General features: G+C 56.2%; 18 protein-coding genes. 10 read left to right on the top strand and 8 right to left on the bottom strand.

All coding sequences use genetic code 11. The features are described 5' to 3' along the window. The 4 genes from rrtA to FHS27_RS03040 all read right to left on the bottom strand — a co-directional run. A partial coding sequence (gene rrtA / locus FHS27_RS03025; RefSeq protein ID WP_246419043.1) for a rhombosortase occupies positions 1 to 703 on the bottom strand: 703 nt, incomplete at its 3' end. Then, entirely contained in the window at positions 700 to 2,994 is a 2,295-nt protein-coding gene (locus FHS27_RS03030; protein ID WP_184301577.1) for a VIT domain-containing protein, read from the bottom strand. The genes FHS27_RS03030 and rrtA, both read right to left, overlap by 4 nt. Before the next feature lie 236 nt (positions 2,995 to 3,230). Next, complete coding sequence (locus FHS27_RS03035; RefSeq protein WP_184301580.1) at positions 3,231 to 5,000, bottom strand: serine/threonine-protein kinase; 1,770 nt, start codon at positions 4,998 to 5,000, stop codon at positions 3,231 to 3,233. Beyond that, positions 4,981 to 5,598: an ECF-type sigma factor gene (locus FHS27_RS03040; protein WP_184301583.1), complete on the bottom strand. Its 618-nt coding sequence runs from the start codon at positions 5,596 to 5,598 to the stop codon at positions 4,981 to 4,983. Before FHS27_RS03040 ends, FHS27_RS03035 begins: the two co-directional genes overlap by 20 nt. Positions 5,599 to 5,830: 232 nt before the next feature. On the opposite strand from FHS27_RS03040, the gene FHS27_RS03045 reads away from it, so the two are divergent. Both FHS27_RS03045 and FHS27_RS03050 read left to right on the top strand, forming a co-directional pair. Continuing rightward, positions 5,831 to 6,439: an SOUL family heme-binding protein gene (locus FHS27_RS03045; protein ID WP_390852635.1), complete on the top strand. Its 609-nt coding sequence runs from the start codon at positions 5,831 to 5,833 to the stop codon at positions 6,437 to 6,439. A gap of 411 nt (positions 6,440 to 6,850) precedes the next feature. Next, positions 6,851 to 7,603 carry a sialate O-acetylesterase gene (locus FHS27_RS03050; RefSeq protein ID WP_184301588.1) on the top strand — a complete coding sequence of 251 codons (753 nt, stop codon included), beginning with the start codon at positions 6,851 to 6,853 and terminating at the stop codon, positions 7,601 to 7,603. A 178-nt stretch (positions 7,604 to 7,781) separates the two neighbouring features. On the opposite strand, the gene FHS27_RS03055 is transcribed toward FHS27_RS03050, so the two are convergent. The 4 genes from FHS27_RS03055 to FHS27_RS03070 all read right to left on the bottom strand — a co-directional run bounded on the left by FHS27_RS03055 (position 7,782) and on the right by FHS27_RS03070 (position 13,115). Next, positions 7,782 to 8,387, bottom strand: coding sequence for a nitroreductase family protein (locus FHS27_RS03055; protein WP_184301591.1), 606 nt, complete (start codon positions 8,385 to 8,387; stop codon positions 7,782 to 7,784). 168 nt (positions 8,388 to 8,555) lie between these two features. After that, positions 8,556 to 10,457, bottom strand: coding sequence for a sulfatase-like hydrolase/transferase (locus FHS27_RS03060; RefSeq protein WP_184301593.1), 1,902 nt, complete (start codon positions 10,455 to 10,457; stop codon positions 8,556 to 8,558). 363 nt (positions 10,458 to 10,820) lie between these two features. Continuing rightward, a complete protein-coding gene (locus FHS27_RS03065; RefSeq protein ID WP_184301595.1) occupies positions 10,821 to 12,131 on the bottom strand; it encodes a cytochrome P450 in 1,311 nt (436 codons plus the stop codon). Positions 12,132 to 12,908: 777 nt separating this feature from the next. After that, positions 12,909 to 13,115, bottom strand: a complete 207-nt coding sequence (locus tag FHS27_RS03070; RefSeq protein ID WP_184301599.1) for a hypothetical protein — start codon at positions 13,113 to 13,115, stop codon at positions 12,909 to 12,911. Between the two features lie 310 nt (positions 13,116 to 13,425). On the opposite strand from FHS27_RS03070, the gene FHS27_RS03075 reads away from it, so the two are divergent. The 8 genes from FHS27_RS03075 (at position 13,426) to FHS27_RS03110 (ending at position 22,149) form a co-directional block, all read left to right on the top strand. Next, positions 13,426 to 14,631, top strand: a complete 1,206-nt coding sequence (locus FHS27_RS03075; RefSeq protein ID WP_184301602.1) for a DUF58 domain-containing protein — start codon at positions 13,426 to 13,428, stop codon at positions 14,629 to 14,631. Next, positions 14,612 to 16,879, top strand: a complete 2,268-nt coding sequence (locus FHS27_RS03080) for a transglutaminase-like domain-containing protein (protein WP_184301604.1) — start codon at positions 14,612 to 14,614, stop codon at positions 16,877 to 16,879. Before FHS27_RS03075 ends, FHS27_RS03080 begins: the two co-directional genes overlap by 20 nt. Continuing rightward, positions 16,876 to 17,829, top strand: coding sequence for an AAA family ATPase (locus tag FHS27_RS03085; RefSeq protein ID WP_184301607.1), 954 nt, complete (start codon positions 16,876 to 16,878; stop codon positions 17,827 to 17,829). Before FHS27_RS03080 ends, FHS27_RS03085 begins: the two co-directional genes overlap by 4 nt. Continuing rightward, positions 17,826 to 18,458, top strand: coding sequence for a hypothetical protein (locus FHS27_RS03090; RefSeq protein WP_246419044.1), 633 nt, complete (start codon positions 17,826 to 17,828; stop codon positions 18,456 to 18,458). The genes FHS27_RS03085 and FHS27_RS03090 overlap by 4 nt, the downstream gene beginning before the upstream one ends. Further along, positions 18,455 to 20,068: a permease gene (locus FHS27_RS03095; RefSeq protein ID WP_184301610.1), complete on the top strand. Its 1,614-nt coding sequence runs from the start codon at positions 18,455 to 18,457 to the stop codon at positions 20,066 to 20,068. The genes FHS27_RS03090 and FHS27_RS03095 overlap by 4 nt, the downstream gene beginning before the upstream one ends. Before the next feature lie 76 nt (positions 20,069 to 20,144). After that, a complete protein-coding gene (locus FHS27_RS03100; RefSeq protein WP_184301612.1) occupies positions 20,145 to 21,170 on the top strand; it encodes a DUF1559 domain-containing protein in 1,026 nt (341 codons plus the stop codon). Continuing rightward, positions 21,167 to 21,604, top strand: a complete 438-nt coding sequence (locus FHS27_RS03105; RefSeq protein WP_184301615.1) for a carboxypeptidase regulatory-like domain-containing protein — start codon at positions 21,167 to 21,169, stop codon at positions 21,602 to 21,604. Before FHS27_RS03100 ends, FHS27_RS03105 begins: the two co-directional genes overlap by 4 nt. Before the next feature lie 206 nt (positions 21,605 to 21,810). Then, the gene (locus FHS27_RS03110) at positions 21,811 to 22,149 is read left to right on the top strand and encodes a hypothetical protein (protein ID WP_184301617.1); all 339 of its coding nucleotides are present in this window, start codon (positions 21,811 to 21,813) and stop codon (positions 22,147 to 22,149) included. Positions 22,150 to 22,171 lie beyond the last annotated feature (22 nt).

A 22,171-nucleotide genomic window follows, 5' to 3' on the forward strand; every position in this document is an offset into this window, starting at 1 on the left:
ATGTAACCGACGGAGGCCTCTCAGTTGGTTGGGCATGAATGCTGGCCGAGAGGCCTCGGTCAGCTACACCTGCTGCGATCGCTCCGAGAACGGCGCCGGAGAGGTGGGATTCGACCAGCGGTTGGAATCCTTCGGCGTTGACGAAGAGGATTTCTCCGGTGGTGAATTCGTAGGCGAGTTTTGCGAGGAGCAAAATTCCGGCGGCGGTCCAGAAGCACGTGAACGTGCGGTCTCGGTCTGCGAGAGATTGGCGGATTTGGATGGCGAGGAACCAAACAAACAATCCCGTGTCGATGCCGCTCAGGCCTCGATAGGTCGTGACGTCTTGGCACATGAAAAGGATGGTCGCGGAGATACCGAGTGCCATCATGATCAACGCGACGGGAAAGAACCGAGGATTTTTTCGTTCGCATGCGGCACCCAAGACCGCGAACATCAGCACGTCCCAAAACAAGTGGCCGCCTCCGAAGTGGGTGAGGTGACCAGACAGAAGACGCCACCATTGTCCGGAGGAAACGGCGGCGAAGTCGAGTTGCAACCCAGCGGTTAGGCTGGGGAAGGCGTACGCTGCGATGGCGATGACTGACATCAGCAGCGTCACCGGAATCTGTCGGAGCCAGACGCTTCCCTGACGGCACAACGATGGGATCGATGTGCCGTTGGTCTTGGGAAGCGTTGCGATCAGTGATTCACTGGCACTCATCGGACCACATCCTGATGGTTGCTTCGCGACTTGCGTCGACGCATCATCGCGGCCGCCGCACCGCCGAGGGAAACAATCCCGGTGATCGGGCCAATCGGTCCGCCACCTCCTCCTCCGCCGCCCCCGTAGTTGCCGCCGCTCGATCGTGGTGCCGGTGAGGGTGCTGAGGCCGGTGCTGGTGTTGAGACAGTTGCCGGTGCAGAGGCGGCTGGCACAGCGGGTGTTGAGTGCGTGGATGCATGATGTCGAGGTGCTGGCTTCGCAGCGGCGACCGATCGGCCGGCTGATTTTTGGGTCATGCCTTCAGGTGTCATGACTGGTACGGCTTCGGTGACCAATCGTCCTTGCGGTGGTTCGGAAAGTTCTGTTTCCACCGCGATGAACGACGTGTACTGAGTCATCAGTTGATGCTTCAGTCCCAACTCGGTGATTTCGGCGCGACCCGCGGGGGTTTCAGCTCCCACGTCACGGTTCCAAATTTGCCGAATTCGCTGGCGAGCCCAGACCGGACCGATCGAGTCATGCTCGGCTTCTTGTTCGGGAAGTTCGAGCTCCATTCCCATCTGAACAGGTTGTCCTGAGACGTTGCCCTTCAGCGTGATCGTGCCGGTTGCTGGTGTGTCGTAGCGGCCCAGGACGATGAGAGGTTTCCCCGCGTACAGATCGGGAAGCCGCGAGGGCACTTGGTCTTTCACTGCCAGTCCTCCCCAATCGATTTGCAAGTCGGTCATGTAGGGTTGGCTGGTCAGTTCATGGAACCGGCGAGCGATCTCCGGTGTGTTGTCTTGGTTGGTGACTTGCATTGAAAACCCGCGTCCCATCTCGGCCGCACGGCTGATCAAGTAGCCATTGGGTGCGGCTCCGAATGCGATGGGGAACACGCGAGCGTCTTGGAACTCAGGCTGTCGCAGGTAGCGAAGGATCGAGTGGTCATTGCCCACAAGTGCATCGGTCATCAGGACCATGTAGCGTGGGCGTGCGGATTCATCGGCCTCGCCGCCGAGTGCCAACTTGAGCGCGGGCAACAGGTTGGTTCCACCGCTCGCACGCAGGCCGCGAACAAATTGTTTGGCGGATTGGATGTTCGCGTCGGTTGCCGCGATTGCATTTGGCCGGAACGCGTTCGATCGATTGTTGAAGGCGACGACTCGGAATTCGTCGTTGGGGTTCAAGTGATCGAGCACATGGTCCGCGAACAAACGCAGTTGGCTGATCGCGGGCCCGTTCATCGATCCACTGGTGTCCAACACCAAAATCACTTCGCGAGGTGTGATTTCAGTTGGCTCGATCGACCACTTGGGTTGCAACGCCAACATCACGTAACCATCTTCTGCGTCGGATTCGCGATGGGTTAGTGAAGCCAGAGTGCTGTCATCACCAGCCAAGCGATATTCGACGATGAAGTCTTTGTCTGCGATGGTGGATTGATTCTTCAGCGTGACAGCGGCGTGGATTTCCGAGGTTTGTTGAATGTCCAGCTCATGAGTGACCGGCACGATTTGCTGGATCGGCATCGCGGCATCGATCTTGACTGACACGAAAACGTCGTTGCCGTTTCGCATGCCTTCGGGAAGAGAGTCGGGCGTGATTCGCGACGCGTCGGGGACTTGGTCGGTGTCGGCCGCCCAACCGCGTCCCACGTTGGGACGAGTGACCGGAGTTCCTGGGATGTATCGCGGGCCAACAACCATGGGGAAACGGAAGACGTAGCGATCTTCGTCGATCTCCAGCGGGTGCACGTATTCAATGTGGACGGTCACTTCGCTGTTCGCTGGGATGTTGGCGACGGATTGAGAGAACACATTGGCTCGCTCTTGTTCCAACAGTGCTGCCTTGCGACCCTCGTCGCGAGCTTGCTCGTATTCTTGGCGGGCTTCTTCTTTGCGTTTGACTTCGCCGATGATCACTCGTTCGCCGATTTGAAACGAGTAAGCGTCGACGGCACAGTTCTCAGGCAGCGGGAACACGTACAACGCTTCCAGCCGTTCAGGATGTGGGTTCTGGAACACCTGAGAAACGCGAACTCGGGCGAGAACTCCAGAGATTTCAGCTTCCACCCGAGTCTCTTTCAGCGTGAAGCTTGGGTTGGGCGCCGGCAGTTTGGCTTTAAGTTGTTCGAAATCATTTTCCTCGACTCGCATCTGCCCCTGCGTGACGGGAACCCCGCCGAGCACGGTGTAGCCAGCCTGTGCGACGGCACAGAAAAGGAAGGCGGAGGCCAGAACGACGACGGGCGCGATCAAAGGCAATCGTGTCGATTGCATCTGATAACCGAGGGATTGAGCGTTCACGAGAAGAGGTACTCCAGGATCGAGAATCGAAGTGACTCCCTAGAAAGATCCCGTTGTGGCGTTGGTGATGCGCGAAATCGTGAAACTTTCCTTTTCGGACTTTTGCCCGCTCGCACGCAATCACCTACGCCGCGTTTTCTCCATTCGGCGAGCATTCCGCCAACAAGGACGCAAAAGCTCACGCCGTTGGATCTCGCGTTTTTCCACGATTGGATCAACCCGCCAAGATCGATGCCTCAGCGGATTTGTGCATTCTCGATTTCGTCGAGTGCGACATACGCGGAGGAGATGCTTTCCCCCGAGACCTTCGTTCTCCACGACTCAGCGGACGCGTTGCCAGACCTCAGGGCTCGCCAATACAACCAGACCGAGACCGCAAATCCGATACTTCCGACCACCAACGAGACGATCAACGAGCGTGGATGCAGCACTTCGTCGAAACCGATCGCAACGACGACGGGGATCCACATCAACCACCAAATGAAACCGATAAGGACCCCCGCACGAAGATAGCCCGCCCGCACGCTGTCGAGCTTGCCGCGAATCTCTTCAACAGACTTCGAGTAGTCCATCCTTTTTATTCGAGTGCAGACCAATAACGCTTGAGCGATCACGAGGACTCCGTACATATGCAGAATGCCACCGCTGACAACGCGATGCGGAACCGTTGTATTGCGTGCCCAACACTGCGCCCCCAACACGATCAATGCAATGCCAACGATCACCTGCAACAACTGCCATCGGAAAAGCGGACGCAGTGATCCTTCCACGCGATCCATCAATTGACGACGGGTCAGTAACAAACGCCCCGCCAATTCCTGTTGCTCCCGACTCGCCGATGAGTCATGCGTTTTCGCGAAGTCGGAACTCGGCCCACTATCGACCGTGGGTGCCAACGCCGGATCAAGCGTCGATGTGATCGATTGCACGTCCGACTTAATTTGACTGGCCCGTTGGTAGCGTCGCTGGGGCTCTTTCTCGAGCGTCCGCAGAACGACTTCATCGAGTCTCACATCGATCTCGACCTTCTTTGACGGTGCCGCAAAACGTCCAATCGGAAGTTCGCCGGTCAGCATCTCGTAGAAAACAACACCCAGCGAATAGATGTCCGCGCGATGGTCGACACCGTGAGACCCCTCCATCTGTTCTGGAGCCATGTAGCGGGGCGTCCCCATGACTTGGTGGGTTCCCGTGAGCGTCTCCTGTTGAGTGTCGTTACCGAGTATTCGAGAGAGTCCGAAGTCAGCGATCTTTACCGAACCATCCTTCGCGATCAGGATGTTTTCCGGCTTGATATCTCGATGGACAATGCCTTTGTCGTGTGCGTACTGCAACGCGTCACATAGGTGCGGGACGATGGCGAGTGCATGCTCGGGATCAAGTTCGCCCGCTTTCACAACCTCTCGCAACGTTGAACCGTCAACGAACTCCATCAGGAAGTAATACGTGTCGTCGACGTTTCCGAATTCATAGACCGGAACGATGTTGGGATGGCTCAACTTCGCGAGCGTCCGGGCTTCTCGCGTAAAACGCAGTGCGAACTTGACGTCATGCCCAAACTCTTCGGGAAGAATTTTCAGTGCAACGAAACGGTCGAGCCCCGGTTGGCGAGCCTTGTAAACGGCGCCCATTCCGCCCGCACCAATAAGTTCGATAACCTCGAGCGTTGGAAAAATTTCAGCGAGGCGGCCTACGGTTGGCGTCTCAAATACGCCAGTCCGTTTATCGTCTTCGTCCAGCGCGTCGTTGATCACATCGCAATTGCCTGGGAATCGCTCGAGGTAATGCTGCTTTGTCGGCGTTTGCCCACGACGTCTTCGATAGTCGACATCGAGCACAATCAATTCTGCTAATAAAACGTCTCGCTCGGCCGCAGGGACACCTTCGGAGACAAACGACTCGATCGTCGGTGGATCACCGGCCCGCCACTTTCGTTCAAATTCGGCGCAAAGATCATCAATGCGTTCGAGGGCTGCGATCGGTAGTTTATTCTGACGGATGCTCATGGGGGTCGACCAATTCCTGCTGACATTTTTCTCGAATCAGGTTCAGACGACGTTCGATCGTCCGTTCCGAGCATCCCAAACGCTTTGCGATTTCCGCGTTGGTATACCCTTCTAACTTGGCTACCGCTAAATCCTGGAGCGGCCCGACACCCAAATGAGAAAAAAGCTGTTCTACCGATTCCTCCATCATCAGGACCATTTCGACCGAGGGCTCGTCGCCAATGGCTTCCATGAATGCTCGATCGTCACCGCCGTCGTCCAATGAATGCAGCCTCACGTTGCCACCGCGTCGCTGCCGCCGATCGTGCCGATGCTTGTCCACAACTTTCCGAGCCGCCATCCGCAACAACAGCTTCCAAAGATCGTCTCGGTCCGACAAGTCGGGGAACCGCCCGTTTTCGGCCGCCGCATAGAAGCTATCAAAGACACTCAGGACAATATCTTCCTCATCCGAGATCGCACGGTTCTGACCACGCAAACGGCCGCGAACGAGGCGGACTAGACGATCGAAATAATGTTGCCAAATGCGATTCGCGGCCACCGAATCGCCGGCCTTCACCAAATCGATCCAGTGGCTGACATTCGTGCTTTTGGACATACGAGCAAGCCGGCAGAGGCATTCAGAACGGGCGTGGAGTCATCGGAACGTAAAACCCCAATAGTAGCATAACCTTCCTCGACGTCGGACTCCGATGACATCGGGCAAGATCGCGGCATCGAAATAGCAGCCTCCCAACGGGCATGCGGCTTCTTGCCTGCCATCTACCCTACCACGGTGAACGATCCGACCTCCGAACCGTCGCCGACATTTTTCGTCAGGTAGTCAGATGATGCGCAAACGAATGATTTATCTTTTGAGTATCGCGGTCTTGGTCGTGATCGGTGTGTTCGCCTGGAACAAAACGACTCGAGCCGGTTACGAATCCGCCGAATACAAGATCATCGAGTCCGACGGAAACTTTGAAATCCGCGAATACCCTGATCTGATGTTGGTCGCAACGACCACTCAAATTGACGCTCAGGGTCGCGATGGCAGTTTCATGAAACTGTTCCGTTACATTTCGGGGGCGAACGAGTCCGACCAGAAGATTTCGATGACAACGCCGGTCTTCATGGAAAACGACAAAGCGGATTCGGAAGTTCAAATGGGATTTGTGATGCCAAAGGAAGTTGCCGTGGAAGGTGTCCCATCACCCACCGGTCCTGACGTCGATGTCCGCAAACGGGCCGGCGGGCGTTTCGCGGTACTGCGATTCTCCGGCCGACTTAATGCCAAACTCGCCAAAGAGTCGGAAGCAAAACTGCGTGCCTGGATGGAAGCAAAAGGCCTTACCGCCGACGACTCGCCTGAATCGAGTGGAGTCGAATCGGCCGCCTATGATCCCCCCTTCACGCCCGGCCCACTGCGTCGCAACGAAGTTCTAATCCGGTTGAAATGACCAACGAGCGACCGATTCTCATCGTCCCGGCGTTCACTGAGTCGTCATCGCCAGGGGCTGTAACTCACTTATCAGGGGCTGAGTGACAACCAAACTTCTCGGGCTTCGGTTCATTGCAGCGTTAACGAAACAGAGACGCAAACTCCGACGCTTCCGTCGAAAAACAGCGTCGTCCAGCGAGTACGCTTTGAAAACCAAGTACGCACTGAAAACGATACCGAACGTAGAACCTCTCTCGAGGTGACGTACCGTTCACCGTAGCTGGATTTGCAAACCGCTATCGTCCGATGGGATCCGGACCGACATGCTCTATCAAAGCATGCTCGCGGGGATGCAACGCCCATCGGCAAATCGCGGCAGAGTATAATCGTGCGTCCTCACCCCACCTCGTTCCCCACCGAAGATTCGCAAATGCTTTGCTCCGTAAAAACGACGCTTTTGGCCGCCTGCTGTTTGTTTTCCTTTGCAGCCACCTGCGTCGCTGATACACACCTATTCATTCTTTCAGGCCAATCGAATATGCAAGGTTTGAAAGAGGCTCGCGAAAACTCATTCCTGCCAGAACTCGGCAAGCTCCTGCCTGACGCGGACATTCAACACATCAAGGTCGTAATGGGTGGCAGGCCGATTCGAATGTGGGTGGCCCAATGGGACACGATCGCGGAAAAGCACGGGCTCCGGCCGATGAACCAGAAGCCGACGTTTTATCCCCAAATCATTGACGCCTATAACGAGAAATTCCCAGGTGAAGAGAAGCCCGACACGGTCACGTTTCTCTGGATGCAAGGCGAGAAAGACGCGAAGACGAATCTCGACGCGGCTTATGAAGAGAGCTTAATGCAATTGATCGCCAATCTTCGCCGCGACCTTGACGCACCTGAAATGAACGTCGTCATCGGTCGCATCAGTGACCATTCTCCCGGTGAAAAGACGCAATCAGGATGGGATCACGTGCGGCAAATCCATGTGAATGTCGCTCAGTCCGATCCTCATGGCGCGTGGGTCGATACCGACGACTGCAACAACAAAACGAAGAACGGCAAGCCAAACAACGACCTGCACTACACCGCCGAAGGCTACGACCTATTCGGCCGCCGGCTCGCCCGCCAAGCTGTCCGTCTCATCAAGGGCGAAGAGCCAGCCGAAAACGGACGCCCCAAGTAGATCGCAAATCACGTCATGTGAGGTTGCCGTCTCGTACGTGACACTGATCCTCAGGCGACCGCGGCCTCGACGGGGCCGCGGTCGAATATTTTCTTAACGCGACGCTCTCATTGCTCACGCAAATCGAATTCCCTAGTGACAAAACTAATTCGGCGACTCACCGAGTTTTCGATTTGCACTAAAAGCCGTTCTCAACGACGACTTCCTCGAGCGGCAGTTGGCCGGGTTTAGGCCATGCGTCTTTCGTGCCTTTGCCGATCGCGACCATGGGGCCCATGACGTGGTCGTCGGGAAGGTTGATCAATTTCGCGACCTCTTCGATGTCGAATCCGATCATTGGGCAAGATTGGTACCCCATGCCTTGGGCCGCCAACATCATGGTCTGCATCGCCAATCCGATCGAGCGTTGAGCCTCGTCTCGCTGCAACCACTCGCGGCCTTCGTGGAAGGGGCCCATCCAGTTGACCAACATTTCCGCGACTTCCTTGGGCGCGTTCGCAAAGTAGCGTGACGGCTCTTTCTGCCACGCTTTCATATCGGCCGTAAACAGAACCAGCAGCGAAGCGTCCGTCATCTGAGCTTGATCGTTGCCGAAGTCCTTGCGGATCTTCGCTCGCAACTCAGGATCGCGCAGGATAACGAACCGCCAATGCTGGATGTTAAAACTGGTCGGCGCCTGGATAGTGGTTTCGAGCAGTTCTTTTTCCTCCGCAGCCGTCATTTTGTGATCGGCGTCAAAGTGCTTCACGGCACGACGGTTGTAGATAGCGTCTTTAACTTCCATTTTTAATGTCTCGAAAATGAGTGAGAGAAGTTGGAGATCCGGAAAGTGTTCTTCTATCGCAGCAAGCCGCCCCCGAAGTGACAGACCTTTTCAAACCAAAGCGTCAATCCATCCATTTCGCCCCGTCAATGTTCTAAAGCACGGGGCAAAACGAATTCACCGCATCGGTCATTTGACCACGTTGTTGGTACCCAACAAGACGTTCAACGTTCGGTTTGCCACTCGCGTAATGTATTTGTTGGGTTGGTCTTTTAAACAGGCTTTCAATTCAGGAATCAACGGCCGGGCCATTTCTCCGGCTTCGCCCAATACGATCGCCGCACGCAATCGCCCCCATTGATGCTCACTGACCAATTCCTGCTTCAAAACCGGCAAGGCCAGTTCAGGCGACTCCAACTTCAACAACGCCCGAGCCGCCGCGATCCGAACGCAGGGGGCTTCGTCAGCAATCGCTGATATGAGTTTTGGCTTCGCCGACGAGGCGACGCTGGACAAATTGCCGATTCCGATCGCCGCCCAATATCGGATAATAGAATCCTCGTCATCGAGAGCCGACACGAGTTCGGGAAAGTTTTCGGTTCCGCCGATGGCTAGGTTAGCGACGTTACGGATTTGCTCGATCAGACTGGGATCGGCATTGAGCAAAATGTTATATCGAGCGGCCGTCGTCTTCTCGCGACGTTGGATTTCGGATTCGGGAATCAAACCGATATCGCGGGTCTCCACCACCCAATTCAAATGCACATCACGCATCCGCTCGAGAACCGCTTTGTAGGCTTCGTCCGCCGCGAGGCTATTGATTTCGTGTGGATCCGAATCGAGATCGTATAACTCCTCCGCTGGCTTAGAGTCCGCCATGAACAACGCGGCCGCATCGGAAAGTTTCCCCTCCGCGTGAACACGCCGAAGCTCTTTCATCGTCGCGCCGTTTTCGGGCGTGTTCATGTATTGGTAGTACGGCTTGAACGGCTCGTAATTCCGAATGTATCGAAACCGTTTGTCACGAACCGCACGAATGATGTCGTATCGCTCGTCCATTCGATCGCGAGCACCAAACAAGTATTCGCGTGGTTCGGTCAGGTTCGGTCCCAAGAAAGAACGCCCCTGAAAATATTTCGGCGGTTCAACGCTGGCCAGATTCAAGACCGTGGGAGCAAAATCAAGACTGCTAACCAATTGGTCATCAACGGTGTCGGGCACGCCCTGACCGGCGGTCCGAAGCGATTCCGGGATTCGGATGACAAGTGGGATTTTTGTCCCCGACTCGTACAGCCAACGTTTTGCGCGGGGCAGGCCGACGCCGTGGTCGGACCAAAACATGATGATCGTGTTGTCGTAGACACCATGGTCTTTGAGTTCCTGAATCCGTTCAGCGACCCAGAAGTCCATCGCAGTGATCAGTTCGTAATTTCGCTTCCAATCTTCACGCACAATCGGCGTGTCGGGATAATACGGTGGCAAAGTGAGCTTGTCGGGATCCTGTCGTTGTTCGGCCGTCAGGACCTTCGTGACCTCGTTGTACTTTTCCTCATTCGCGATCCCGCTTTCGTGACAGCCCGTGAAATTGAAGACGGCGAAAAAAGGCTGCGAGTCGTCCTTGCGGTTTTTCCAATGTGCTTTCCGGCTGGACTCATCCCAAGATCCCTTCGGTGCTTTGAACTGATAGTCCTCTTTACTGGTGTTCGTGCAGTAGTAACCCGCCTCCCGCAGGTAGACTGAAAAGGGTTTCACAAAATCAGGAAGCTCGGCCGTACATCGCATGTGATGCGTCCCGAGCGTCGACTGATAGACCCCCGTGATGATTGCCGATCGACACGGAGCGCAGACTCCCGCGGTCGTGTAAACATTGGAATACCGCACACCTTGCTTGGCCAGTTCGTCGATGTTTGGCGTTATCGCATCTTCATCACCGTAACAGCCGATGTGAGGACTAATGTCTTCGCAGGAAAGCCAAATGATGTTTGGACGTTTACGCGTTGTGGCGGGTGCTTGCTCGTTCGCAGGCAACGAATTCATCGAACAAACGGCTAATGACAAAATGAGGAGTCGTCTCAGCATGTCGGTTTTCATGGTAATTTTCTTAAGAGAACGGTGCCTCTCAACGCAGACCAACCTTCGGGTACGTGCTTCATGAGAGGTGACGTAGCGACGTCAGCAACGAATATAGCTCCCCCCCGACCTCACATCACCCTAAGCAACCAAGAACAAACCAAACCATACCAAACCACGGCGACAACACGAAAACCCCAACGCCCGTGATCAAGGCGAAAAATCGGGTTCCGGCCCACAGTGTCCAACAGCAACACAAAGCAGACTCACGCTCACAGACTTCACGTTCATTCAGCCAGACGATCGAATGTGACCGGACACTCCGCGGCCGGAGAGACCACCGACCGCAGAGCGTTCGGCCACTATCAGGACCCGACAATTCTGCTAGCGTCGCCTGAGTACTCGAAGACGCACGCCCGTGGAGGGTCCCATCGTGATGTTTCGCCGGATGGGTACAACCTCTTTTTGATCCAATAGCTCGAGTTCATGCGAACGAAGAATCGTCCCGAGCGCGATCACTAACTCATAGATCGCAAACGCTGCTCCGACGCAGCGACGGGTTCCGCCGCCGAAGGGATAGTACTCGGAGGGCTTGTACGTCCGGTCGAGAAAACGTTCGGGATTGAAATCGTCCGGGGCCTCGTAAACGCTCGAATCGTAGTGCGTCAAGCATCCCGCCGCGGCAACGCCATGGCCGACGGGAATGTCATAGTCGCCCAACCGGAATGGTTCGCGGACAATCCGCAACACTTCGGGCACGATGGGATTCAATCGCAAAGCTTCTTGGACGATGGCGTTGAGTAGCGGCATCGTTGCATAGGTTTCGGCTCGACCATCACTCGCGTCGAGTTCCTCACGCAACCGATGCAACCAAACCGGATGTCGGTGCAGATGATAGAACGCCCATGCGATGGAAACCGCCGTCGTTTCGTGACCAGCGAACATCAGCGTACCGACCGAATCGGCGAGCTCCTCGAAATCCCGTGCAGGCGATTCGTCTGTGGATCGGGCGAGAATCGACAACAAGTCGTCACGCTCGTTGATCTCACGACCACGTCGTTCGAGTTCAGTGCGCAGTTGCTCTCGCAGGTGTTGCTGAGCACTTCGCAAACGATCAATGGGACTGAGTCCTAAAAACGGGAACTGCGTTTTCGGCGAAAAGAACAAGATCGGCCAAGATCGCGCCAACACCTTCCTCGTTGACTCGCGAAAATCCGCCAACAGTCGTTCGGTGTCCGCACCCAGAATTGCTTTCAGGATGACATCAAGCGAGATATCTGTACCGATTTGCAACCCCGTGAAACTTTCCCTGGATTCGTATTGCTTGATTGCGTTTCTCGCCGTTTCCTGCATCGTGTTTCCATACGTTTTCATGCAGCTTCCGTGCAGCGGCGGCGCGATGCGTTTGCGTTCGGCGCGGTGCTTTGTGCCTTCCATCAGCAACAAGGAACCGGCTCCCAGCAACGGGAGCAACGAGTCTCGAGCGAACACGCCGAGGGTGTCCGGTGGTGCGCGAAAGATCAGTTCCACAAGCTCCGGTTTACCGGTCACAACCACGGGACCGTTCATCGCGGTCATCAAGAATGGATCACCGTAGTTTGCAACCGCTTTTTCAAAGTACCCTTTCGGATTGCGAATCACGCCCCATGTTGATCGCAGAATGCTCTTCGGACCCGCCGGCAATTGAGAACCCATCGATCAGATTACCTATTCATTAATATGCTAATGCGAACTCGTGCGTTCACTCGGGCTGGCTCGAAGTCATTCCTCAGCAGACTTGATCTAGAAAGGCTCGCATCAACGTTTGGCTATCCTCGGCGAACCGCCGGCCAGCATCAGTATTCATCCGCGACTGCAACCCAATCGACCTTCGTGTAGATGACCAACGTCAGTTTTAGCGTTGCTGGCATTTGACGAATAGAACGGCGGCCCAAACGCGGTGACGCACTCACTCGACCGCGTGCTCCCAACGTCGACCGAGTGCCTCCCATCGATCGGCATGCTGAGCGATTTGACCTCCAGGCGGCAATGCTTATACAGCGTCGCCTTCGCGGGGGCGAAATAAAATCCACAGTGCGAGCAATGCGAGAAAACCACTCGATCGAATCAGCGTTCGCAACACGGACACTCAGGATCTCGCGAACAAATTGGGTACTTCGCAAACGCGTGCTGCTCGAAGGAGCTTTCCATCGACTGCACATGAGGACCACCAAAATGGGGTTTCGAAGGAGCGTAACGGCCCCTCCTGACTCGCTATCTACGCCAAATCTTGACGGAGCTATTATTTAGATTTGGCGAATACCCACGAAAATCTGGGGTGGCGCGAACGCAATCGCTTGACGGTGCGTAGCCAAGCAATAACAATTCGTACAGTCTTTGGTCGGACCGATTAGTTGAATTGAGACGTTTTACATAACGTCACGAAATCTCTTTTACCCTGCGCGTCTACTGATCTTGTCCTCTTACCGGCCATTAACGACTTGCCTTCTGCTGGCGACCATGTTGCTTAGCAACGTCGCTGGGTGGATGCACGTCGGTTGCTGCGACGCAGAGTCCGGTAATTCGGGTGCGAATCACGCGAGCGTCACGGCCCAGGCTTCTTGCTGCAGCCACTGCCATTGTCATGCGGGACACCAATCCAGCGGATCCGCCGCTGACGATTCGGCGAATCCAGATCAAGAATCGACTCCTCACGATTCCGAATCGTGCCATGTGTGCCAGAATCTGTTCGCATCCCGGCATACGGTTCTGACTTCTAGCCCGACGGTAGTTTGGGAACCGTTGGCTATCGATTGGTTGCGCCCCGAGCTTTGTGAAGTCTCGATTGAACCAGTCTTTCTGAGCGGACTTTCTGTCCGAGGACCACCGAACGTTTAAAGACGTTCGTTGTTTTTCTGTGGCATAGGCTTCTCGCCTGTGGTTGCGCGATGCACGGGCTAGAAGCCTATGCCACAACCTCTTGGATTCCTCGTACCGAAGGTGCGCTCCCATGGCAATTGTCCATGCTGCGCCCGACGAGCAAGGTTGGTTGTCGCGTTTGATGACGACTGATTTTTGCCCGTGGGCGAATCGTTTCGTTTATTGGCTGAAAGAACCCGTTGGCTGGTTCGCTTTGGCGACCGCCGTCAGTGTCATGATCGGGCTTTACTTCAGCCCGATCGGCTGGACGTTGGCCGCGTCGCTCACCGCGATCATGCTCACCGGTATGGCATGGCCGTGGGTCGCTGTTCGTGTGACGCAGTGCACGTTGAAACCGGAAACCGACGCGGTCCATGAGGACATACCGTGCAAGATGGTGATGAGCGTTCGCAATCGCATTCCGATTCCCGTTTGGGGACTTGCGATCGAAGGTTATCTCGATTGCGACGCGGACGGCAATGCGAAACCAACCGTTGCTCTGGCCTGCGTTCCGCCGTTCTGCACGGCCGACTACCTAGTCGACGTGACACCGTCGCTGCGTGGGCATTATCCGACCAGCAAACCACAAGTTACCTGCTCGTTCCCGTTCGGAATTTGGACCGCGCGGCGTCCGATGAAAGAGATTCAACCGCTGACGGTTTGGCCCAAACTCTTTGCGATTCGCGGAGTATTGCCGATTATCGGGCAAACGAATTCGGACCAAGGCGAGGGAAGTCGTGGTGGTCGCAGCGGAGACTTTGTGGGCGTGCGTGAATTCCGCCGTGGTGATTCAGCCAAACATGTCAATTGGATCGCGTCGGCACGATCAGACTCATTAATTGTGACGGAGCGAGGTGGGCCGCAATCGGTCACGCTAGACGTTTCGATCGACACTAACAGTCATGGCAATCGCGAATCGTTGGCCCGCCGCATCCGGGTCGCAGCCAGCGTTTTGTCGTCGCTGCATCAATCACGGATCACAACCCGGGCTTGGGTCGGAAACATGCGATTGACGTGCAAACACGATGCCCACGGTCGGCGTCAAATGCTCGATGCTTTGGCCAGCGTCCCCGTTGACGGCGAGTCGTGTGAGCTCGATCAACGAATCAGTTCTCACGCGAGTGTAACGATCTCCGGCACATCGACCGGTTGCGTTTTTATTCTCATTGCCAATCCGATGGGAGGCCGCCGCGCCGGTGGAGTGGTTCGCGAGATCATGATTGGCCCGCGTGACGATTTGGCCGCCGCGACGTCGACATTGTGGAAGGAGGTGCGTGATGCCGACGTTGCCGCTTGAACGCAAGACAACCGAAGCGATCGTGTTAGCGGTGCTGTCGATCACGGCAGTGGCTGCGCTGCGAATCGGCGTCGAGCCGCGGACGTTGTTCATCGCTGAGATGTCAGCGATCGCGGTCCTCTTTGTCGCCAGTTCGCCAATTCTCCGTGGGCTGACGCCTACGGCAGTTCGTGTGTCGGCCTCCGGCCTAGTGGTGACGCCCATCCTTTTCGCAATCTTTGCGCGAGCCACCGGGTCTCCGATTGCCTTCGAGATGACAGCACTCACGACATTGGGCTCGGCGTCATTGGCAATGGCACTGGGAAACGATCGCACGCGAGCGATGTCGTTGATCGCGTCGGGATTCTTGACGCAGTTCGCCGTCGCGATATCCGACAGCAAATATGCCGTGCTGTTGGCGATTACTTGGATGGCCGTGTGCGTCTGGCACTTGGTTGCCAATCACTGGGAACGACTCGAACTGTGTGCCGCCCACCACGTGCGTCGCGGATCCGGCGTTCGGCCGGTGTCGGTGCTCGCGGCGATCGCGATCTGCATCGTCAGTGGATTGGTCGTGAAAGATCGATTCGGTGACTCGCAACGTTTTGAAATCGGAATCATGCCCACTAGCGGCGGGACACAGTGGTCCGATCCGGCCGCCCGCAGCGGCGTCGGCACCGGCGATGCCGCGATCGCGGCCAAGGACCATGCGGAATCGTTTGGTGCGGTGGAGTCCGATCTATTTTTGGAATCGACCGAATCAACCTTGTTCGACATGTTCAGCGATTCAATTGGCGAACCCAAGAAGAAAAATAAGTGGGAACGACGCCAAGGCATGACTGCCGACCAAGTCCTGGAGGCTCACGCGAAGACATCCAAGAGTGAGAAGGGCGGCAACTCGTTTTCAACCGACCGAATGCCGGCAAAGAAACACCTGGATCTGAATGACGCGGCGGAGCGTGCGGTGATCCAGTGGGCGGGCCCGACGGGAATCCGATTGGCCATGAATCGCTACGACACCTTCGACGGCGTGGATTGGACGAATGAGGCAACGCATCGCAACGAAAAGTTAACAAGGCGAGAGATTGCGAAAGCCGTTTGGTTTTGCGATCCGGCGGCGGGAGCTTTGTCAGGATCGACAACCGAAGTGAACTTATTGAAAGTGCTGCGACTGGATTCCACGCGGTTGCCCACGCCAATGCTGGCGTCGGCTTTGCATATCAAAGACGTCGATCGCCAGGACTTTTTTGCGATCGATGACGACGGTTCGTTTTTCATGCCGGGTCGCGAGAAGGTGCCGCAATTGACGGTCGTCAATATCGCATCAACGACGGTGATGGAAGATGAATTGTGGGACCGGCTTCCAGAAACGATTCCATCCGTCGAGCGGGAGGGCGCGGCTCCTGCCAAGCCTTTGATGCCTTCTACGATGGAATTGCTTCAGAAGGAGATAGAATTGATTCGGCGGGAGCCTCATCCTCCCGGGGATCATACGTACCAACAGCTTCGATCTATCGTCGAACATCTACGAACCGAATTCACCTTCGATCGTTCGGCCGAGAACGTTTCATCAGCCCCGATCGAAAAGTTCCTGCAGACTCGTCGAGGCGGCGACCACCTATTCGCTACCACCGCGGCGTTGATGGCACGCGAGATCGGGTTGCAGTCGCGATTGGTGACCGGATTCTACGTTCGACCGTCAGCCATCGACATCGCGGCGCGACATGCCAACGTGTTGCCCGAGGACGTTCACGTTTGGGCTGAGATCCGAATGGACAACGGTCGCTGGTTCGAGATCGAACCAACGCCGGGATACCGTGAGCCGATCTACACGCCATCGGCTTGGCTGATTGCCTCCCAATTTGCGGCGGCAAAATGGCCCCATGCGTTGGGACTGTTGGCCGTAGCCTGCCTCCTTTTCGCGACGCGATTGTTCTGGATCGAACTCGGACTCAGCGTGATGTATCCGATCGGCGCGATCATGTGGCCACGTGGCCGCATGTCGTTGGCGATGCGAGTGCTGCAAACGCGAGCCAAATATGCCGGATGCCCTCGTGTGGCGGGACGACCGCAACGTGATTGGTTACTGGCGATCACATCCACCCACGATCAATTACGCGAGTCCGCTCGCCGTTTTTGCGACGCCGCCGATCACGCCGCGTTCGCCGGCGACGACAACCGATTCCACGAACACACTGTTTCCAAAGAGCTGATGATGAATCTGAAAATCCACGTCCTCCGGCAATTGACGATTGAGGCCAACGCATGAACACGCTCGCACATCCTCCCCAGGTTGAAAGCGTCCGCGAAACGCTCGATGACCTGCGACGCCGACTCAATGGCGTCCTGTTGGGCAAGACGGATGCCGTTGAACTCGTCATCGCGTGCTTGCTAGCCCAAGGGCACCTGCTACTGGATGATCTTCCGGGAACAGGCAAAACGACACTCGCCAAAGCGATCGCGGGTTGTCTTGGTGGCAAACTCGCGCGAGTCCAATGCACTCCCGATTTGTTGCCATCGGACGTGACCGGGTTCAACATGTTTAACCAGAAGACTCGCGAGTTTGAATTTCACGCGGGTCCGGTGTTCTCGGACGTCTTGTTAGCCGATGAACTCAACCGCACAACGCCGCGGACACAGAGCGCATTGCTCGAAGCGATGGCCGAACGACAAGTCACGATCGATGCAGTGCCGTATACGCTTTCGAAGACGTTCTTTGTGATCGCTACACAGAACCCAATCGACTCGCACGGGGCGTATCCACTTCCCGAAGCACAGTTGGATCGATTTACGATCAAGCTAAAAATCGGATACCCCGATCGAGCATCGCAAATCGACATTTTGGAAGCGGCGTCGCGTGCGGCGTCGTCCTCCGAAAGTTCGCCATCGGTTTTGTCGTTGACTGAACTTGCGAGAATTCAAGAAGAGGCGAGAACGATCACAGTGCATCCACGTGTGCGAGAGTACTTGGTCGATTTGGTCGAAGCGACTCGCGAGGACTCGGCGATTCAATTGGGTGTTAGCCCGCGAGGCATGTTGTTGTGGCAACGAATTGGACAAGCGTGGGCAATGTTACAAGGCCGTAACTTTGTGACGCCCAGCGATGTGCTGCATGTGGCACGTCCGGTGTTGTCAGTACGTCTGTTAACGACAAACGATGATGTCGACGCAGTGATCAACCGTTTGCTCGACACCGTTCCCGCACCGGAGTACCGATGATGTTTGGATTGAACTTAGCCCGGATGGCGGCACAAGAACTGCCGGTGGCGTCAGCCACCGGCCCTGGTGATGAACCATCACGCAGCACAGAGGGCGACACAATTTTGGTCTCCCGTGATGTGTCGCCCGCTGGGCTTGTCGTTTGGTGGCTCGCTATCCGGTGGTTAACACCACCGGCAAAGAGTGTTTTGCCCTCCGGGCTGTTGCCGAATCTCTTGGCGAGTTTCGCCACGTTGCTGCTAATAGGTTGCACCAGTGATGCCACACCAAAAACGTCCCTCTTCGAAGACGACCACGCTATCGCGGCTCATTGGCCGGTCGACCTAAGCGACATTTCCATCAAGTTGAGACAACGACTCGGTGCCGAAATGATCGATGACGAAACGATGCACGAGATCAAAGATTTGGTCAGTTGGACGGCGGAAATCGCCGCGGACACGAACCTGGCCGAAGCCGATTGGTTGCCGATTTACCACGCCACCGAATCTCTCACGGCTAACTTGCAATCGGCCGGTGGAAGCCTGACCGATCAAAACCGCCAGCAACTGGAATCACTTTGCGATTTGGTTGACGACGCGGCGAACAAGATCCCCGAACAACTGCCCTACTTGGCAAAGGGAAACTCATGAGTCAAACCGTTTCGATGATGCTGGCCGGCGGACTGATTCGCGTCCTGCAAGGTTTCGCGCAAGCCGCGCCGACGCTGTTGGTTGGTCTGCTGATCGCGTCGATCTTGCGATATTACCTCGGTGGCACCGGCACACGACGTTTGTTCGGCGGCGACGAATGGCGATCGCTTCCGCAGTCCTGGTTGGTCGGGATGCTGTTGCCGGTTTGTTCCATCGGCGTGCTGCCGATTCTGTTCGAAATGCGGCGAGCAAAAGTGAAACCCGGCGCGATGTCAGCGTTCGCACTGTCGGCTCCTTTATTCAACCCACTCTCGCTGCTTTATGGCCTGACGCTCAGCCGTCCGTTGGTAATCATCTTATTTGCACTCGGTTCACTGGTTGTCGTCACGGCATTGGGTTTGTTCTGGGATGCAGCGTGGCGTAGGCTTCCAGCCTGCGATGAAGAACACCAGGATGATCACAGGGTGGAAGCCTATGCCACGGCCGACCACCTGATTGGACTTCGACGCGTTTTCGCAACGATGGTTCATTTCGCGCGCGAGGCCACCGGCGTCACGATGCTGGTCGCTTTGGTCGCCTTGTCAGGACTTGCCCTTCTAGCCGCCGTGCTGCCATACGGTGCAATGCAGCATTCGGTTGAGCGAGATGATTGGTGGGCGCCTCTCAAAATGTTGTTTGTTGCCGTTCCGGTATACGCGACGCCGATGTTGGCGATGAGTCAAATGGGTATGATGTTCCAGCATGCTAATTCACCGGGTGCGTCGTTCACGTTGTTGATCTTAGGCGCGGGCATGAACCTCGCTACGCCGCTGTGGTTCGGTCGTCATTACGGTTGGAAAGCCGCGTCGATGTGGTTGGCGTCTTTGTTGTTGATTGTTTTGGGTCTGTCTTACACGATCAACAAACCACTCGTTCCGCCCGGCGTCGAACCGGCCGGTCACACGCACGCGTTCGACATCTACGCCAACCCGTTGTCTGCCTATCACACCATCAATCTGACAACGATCAGTGAAATGGTGACGAAGGACTTGGACGTCAGCGTTGTCGCTTCGTTGATCGCTCTCGTAATTGTCGCCGTGTTCGGGCTGCTGTTTCGAATACTGAAGATCGACGAAGCGTCCTTGATCGCCAGTGCGAAGGCGGGTTCGTTTGCTTCGTCGATGCAAACCGAAGACGCTGCTCCGCGACGAGGTCTTGATATCATCGTGCCGCCGGGCGTGATCGGAGCGACCATGTTGACCGGATTGGTCGCCTTGAGCGTCGTCGCATGCTACGCGTATTACCCCTCGCCCGACGAATGCCTCGACGAAATCGGAATGGCTCGCGCCGAGTGTTTGTCAGCAGCCAACAGTGGCCAGGTCGATCACGCGTTGTTTTGGTTGCCGGTATGGGAAGATTGGAGTCGTCGATTGGAAGTCGGCACCTTCATCCGGGCCGGCGAGGTTCGGCCCTACCAACGGATGCAGGGATATTTGATCCGCAAAAAGCTGGAATTGCTCGAACACGAACTCGAGCACGACCCGTTCGAAACCGACGAGACCAAGCGGGTTGTATCGGATATTCTGGGTACCAATTCCCGCTGGGTTCGCTCGTTTCGGCCCGCCGGGTAACCGAGGCCAAATTCGATGATTACAATGTGAGTCGGTCGGACCGGATTGAAATGCCCTTTAACGGATCATCCGATTCATGTTGGTTGGTAAAAAAGACTCCTTACGCGGCTTTACGCTGATCGAATTGCTAGTGGTCATTGGGATCATTGGCGTTCTGATCGCGATGTTGCTTCCTGCCGTTCAGTCAGCTCGCGAAGCGGCCCGTAGTACGGATTGTAAGAATCGCATCCGCCAACTTGCCCTGGCAACGCATCTGCACCACGACGCCGTCGGCTACTTCCCACCGGCTCGCTACGAATCACGTCCTGACGCCGATCCGGCCGATCAGTGCGGGTTAGAGACCCCGACGTGGCTCGCTCGCGTGATGCCGTACATCGAACAAGCCTCCCTCGGCGAACAATGGGATTTCTCAACGCCCTGGCACCAGCACCCTGAGAACGTGCGCACCGTCGTTCCCAATATTTTTCTCTGCCCGTCTCGACGATCCGGCACACGCCCGATCGGCACACGCAACCTGCGAACCACGGTGACGGGCGGTGGTGGACGTTTGCCATGCGGTTGCCCGATCCCACCGCGTCCGGTTGACGTCACGCTCGACGTCCAGGGAGCACTCAGTGATTACGCGGGCAACCACGGTGACCTGACGCCCGGTGCGACGGGAGCTCCGACGGACTTCTATTACGGAGGCAACGGTACCGGAGTCATCATCAGTGTGCGGCCCAATTGCAAAGACGGCAAAGCGATCGCTCCATCCGATCGAGTTCGCATGACGTCGGTCAGCGATGGAACATCCAACACATTCCTGTTCGGCGAAAAGTTTGTCTCGCTGAATGGACTCGCTCAATTCCCAGAAGACTCACCGGCCTATGACGGCGATCACCTCCCTGCATCATCTCGTTTGGCCGGACCAGGCTTACGGCTGGCCAACGGTCCCAGTGATGTTTTAGCCGACATGTTTTCATTCGGCAGTTGGCATCCCGCAGGTGTTCACTTCGCGTTAGTCGACGGCAGCGTTCGATTATTCTCGCCTGATACTGACACCAAACTACTCGGTTCACTGGCCAACCGCCGTGACGCCCGCGTTGTGGAACTGGAACGTTGAATTACCCGCGTGTTGGAGCCGTCCGCTTAGTACATCTCTCGCTCATCGGTTTGCTGTTGGTCGGTTGCGGCGGGCCGAGCGGTTCCTACCAGGGCGTCGTTCGATTCGATGATGGCAGTCCCGTTCAATCCGGCAGCATCGAACTTCGATCGCTCGCCACCGGAAGCCGCTACGCCAGCCGCATTGCCTCCGATGGTAGCTTCTCACTAGCTGGTCAAGACGGCGAACTTCGCTGTCCTCCCGGAAACTATGAAGCCGTCGTCGTCCAAATTGTCTTGACCGAAGACCTCGCAGCCGGAGCTCACCAGCACGGCCAAACCGTCCCACGACGCTACGCCGACTACTACACCAGCGACTTGCGAGTGACCAACGATTCCGACCCCGCCTCTCGGATACTGATCACACTCAAATCATCCGACCAATCGTCGGATTGAGCAAACCGAACCAATCAGTTGCGAGCATCATCGAATGCTGTCTCGCGCATCTGGTTCCCAGGCTCCGCCTGGGAACACACTGCAAAAGAGGCTCCCGCCTCCTCCCCCACAACCTAAAAACAGGCAGGAGCCTGCAGAGCATGGCGTCCCCAGGCAGGAGCCAGGGAACGAGCGGCGGAAGAATCCCAGCAGACACTCGAAGATAGATGAAGAATCCTAAGCTAACACCACAAATTCCGATCTTCCCGCTGTGCATTGCGGTGAGCTTGCTCGTCGGGCAGGAAGAACTCGACCGAATCCTGCCCGCTCTCGCAGTCATGATTGCAGGTATGCCAGCCTTTCTCCCAGCGGCATTGCTCAGTCAAGTATTCGGACAACATTTCCAAGAGTCACAATGGCTGGCGTTTTTACTGACCGCCGTCGAACTCGTAATCGGCATCTGGATAATTCGCCTGGGTCCGAAACGAACGATCACCTACTTCCTGCTCGTCATGCAGATCTCCGCGGTGGGCTCGCTCGGCTCCTACATGATGTGCATCGCTTAATGGCTCAGCAATAGAAGCCGAC

Source organism: Aporhodopirellula rubra (genome assembly GCF_014192335.1).
GTDB lineage: Bacteria > Planctomycetota > Planctomycetia > Pirellulales > Pirellulaceae > Rhodopirellula > Rhodopirellula rubra.

Bases quoted from the DNA above. Each gene is read 5' to 3' on its own strand.
- FHS27_RS03035 (WP_184301580.1), bottom strand. From the start codon at position 5,000: ATGAGCATCCGTCAGAATAAACTACCGATCGCAGCCCTCGAACGCATT.
- FHS27_RS03040 (WP_184301583.1), bottom strand. From the start codon at position 5,598: ATGTCCAAAAGCACGAATGTCAGCCACTGGATCGATTTGGTGAAGGCC.
- FHS27_RS03045 (WP_390852635.1), top strand. From the start codon at position 5,831: ATGCGCAAACGAATGATTTATCTTTTGAGTATCGCGGTCTTGGTCGTG.
- FHS27_RS03050 (WP_184301588.1), top strand. From the start codon at position 6,851: ATGCTTTGCTCCGTAAAAACGACGCTTTTGGCCGCCTGCTGTTTGTTT.
- FHS27_RS03055 (WP_184301591.1), bottom strand. From the start codon at position 8,387: ATGGAAGTTAAAGACGCTATCTACAACCGTCGTGCCGTGAAGCACTTT.
- FHS27_RS03060 (WP_184301593.1), bottom strand. From the start codon at position 10,457: ATGAAAACCGACATGCTGAGACGACTCCTCATTTTGTCATTAGCCGTT.
- FHS27_RS03065 (WP_184301595.1), bottom strand. From the start codon at position 12,131: ATGGGTTCTCAATTGCCGGCGGGTCCGAAGAGCATTCTGCGATCAACA.
- FHS27_RS03075 (WP_184301602.1), top strand. From the start codon at position 13,426: ATGGCAATTGTCCATGCTGCGCCCGACGAGCAAGGTTGGTTGTCGCGT.
- FHS27_RS03080 (WP_184301604.1), top strand. From the start codon at position 14,612: ATGCCGACGTTGCCGCTTGAACGCAAGACAACCGAAGCGATCGTGTTA.
- FHS27_RS03085 (WP_184301607.1), top strand. From the start codon at position 16,876: ATGAACACGCTCGCACATCCTCCCCAGGTTGAAAGCGTCCGCGAAACG.
- FHS27_RS03090 (WP_246419044.1), top strand. From the start codon at position 17,826: ATGATGTTTGGATTGAACTTAGCCCGGATGGCGGCACAAGAACTGCCG.
- FHS27_RS03095 (WP_184301610.1), top strand. From the start codon at position 18,455: ATGAGTCAAACCGTTTCGATGATGCTGGCCGGCGGACTGATTCGCGTC.
- FHS27_RS03100 (WP_184301612.1), top strand. From the start codon at position 20,145: ATGTTGGTTGGTAAAAAAGACTCCTTACGCGGCTTTACGCTGATCGAA.
- FHS27_RS03110 (WP_184301617.1), top strand. From the start codon at position 21,811: ATGAAGAATCCTAAGCTAACACCACAAATTCCGATCTTCCCGCTGTGC.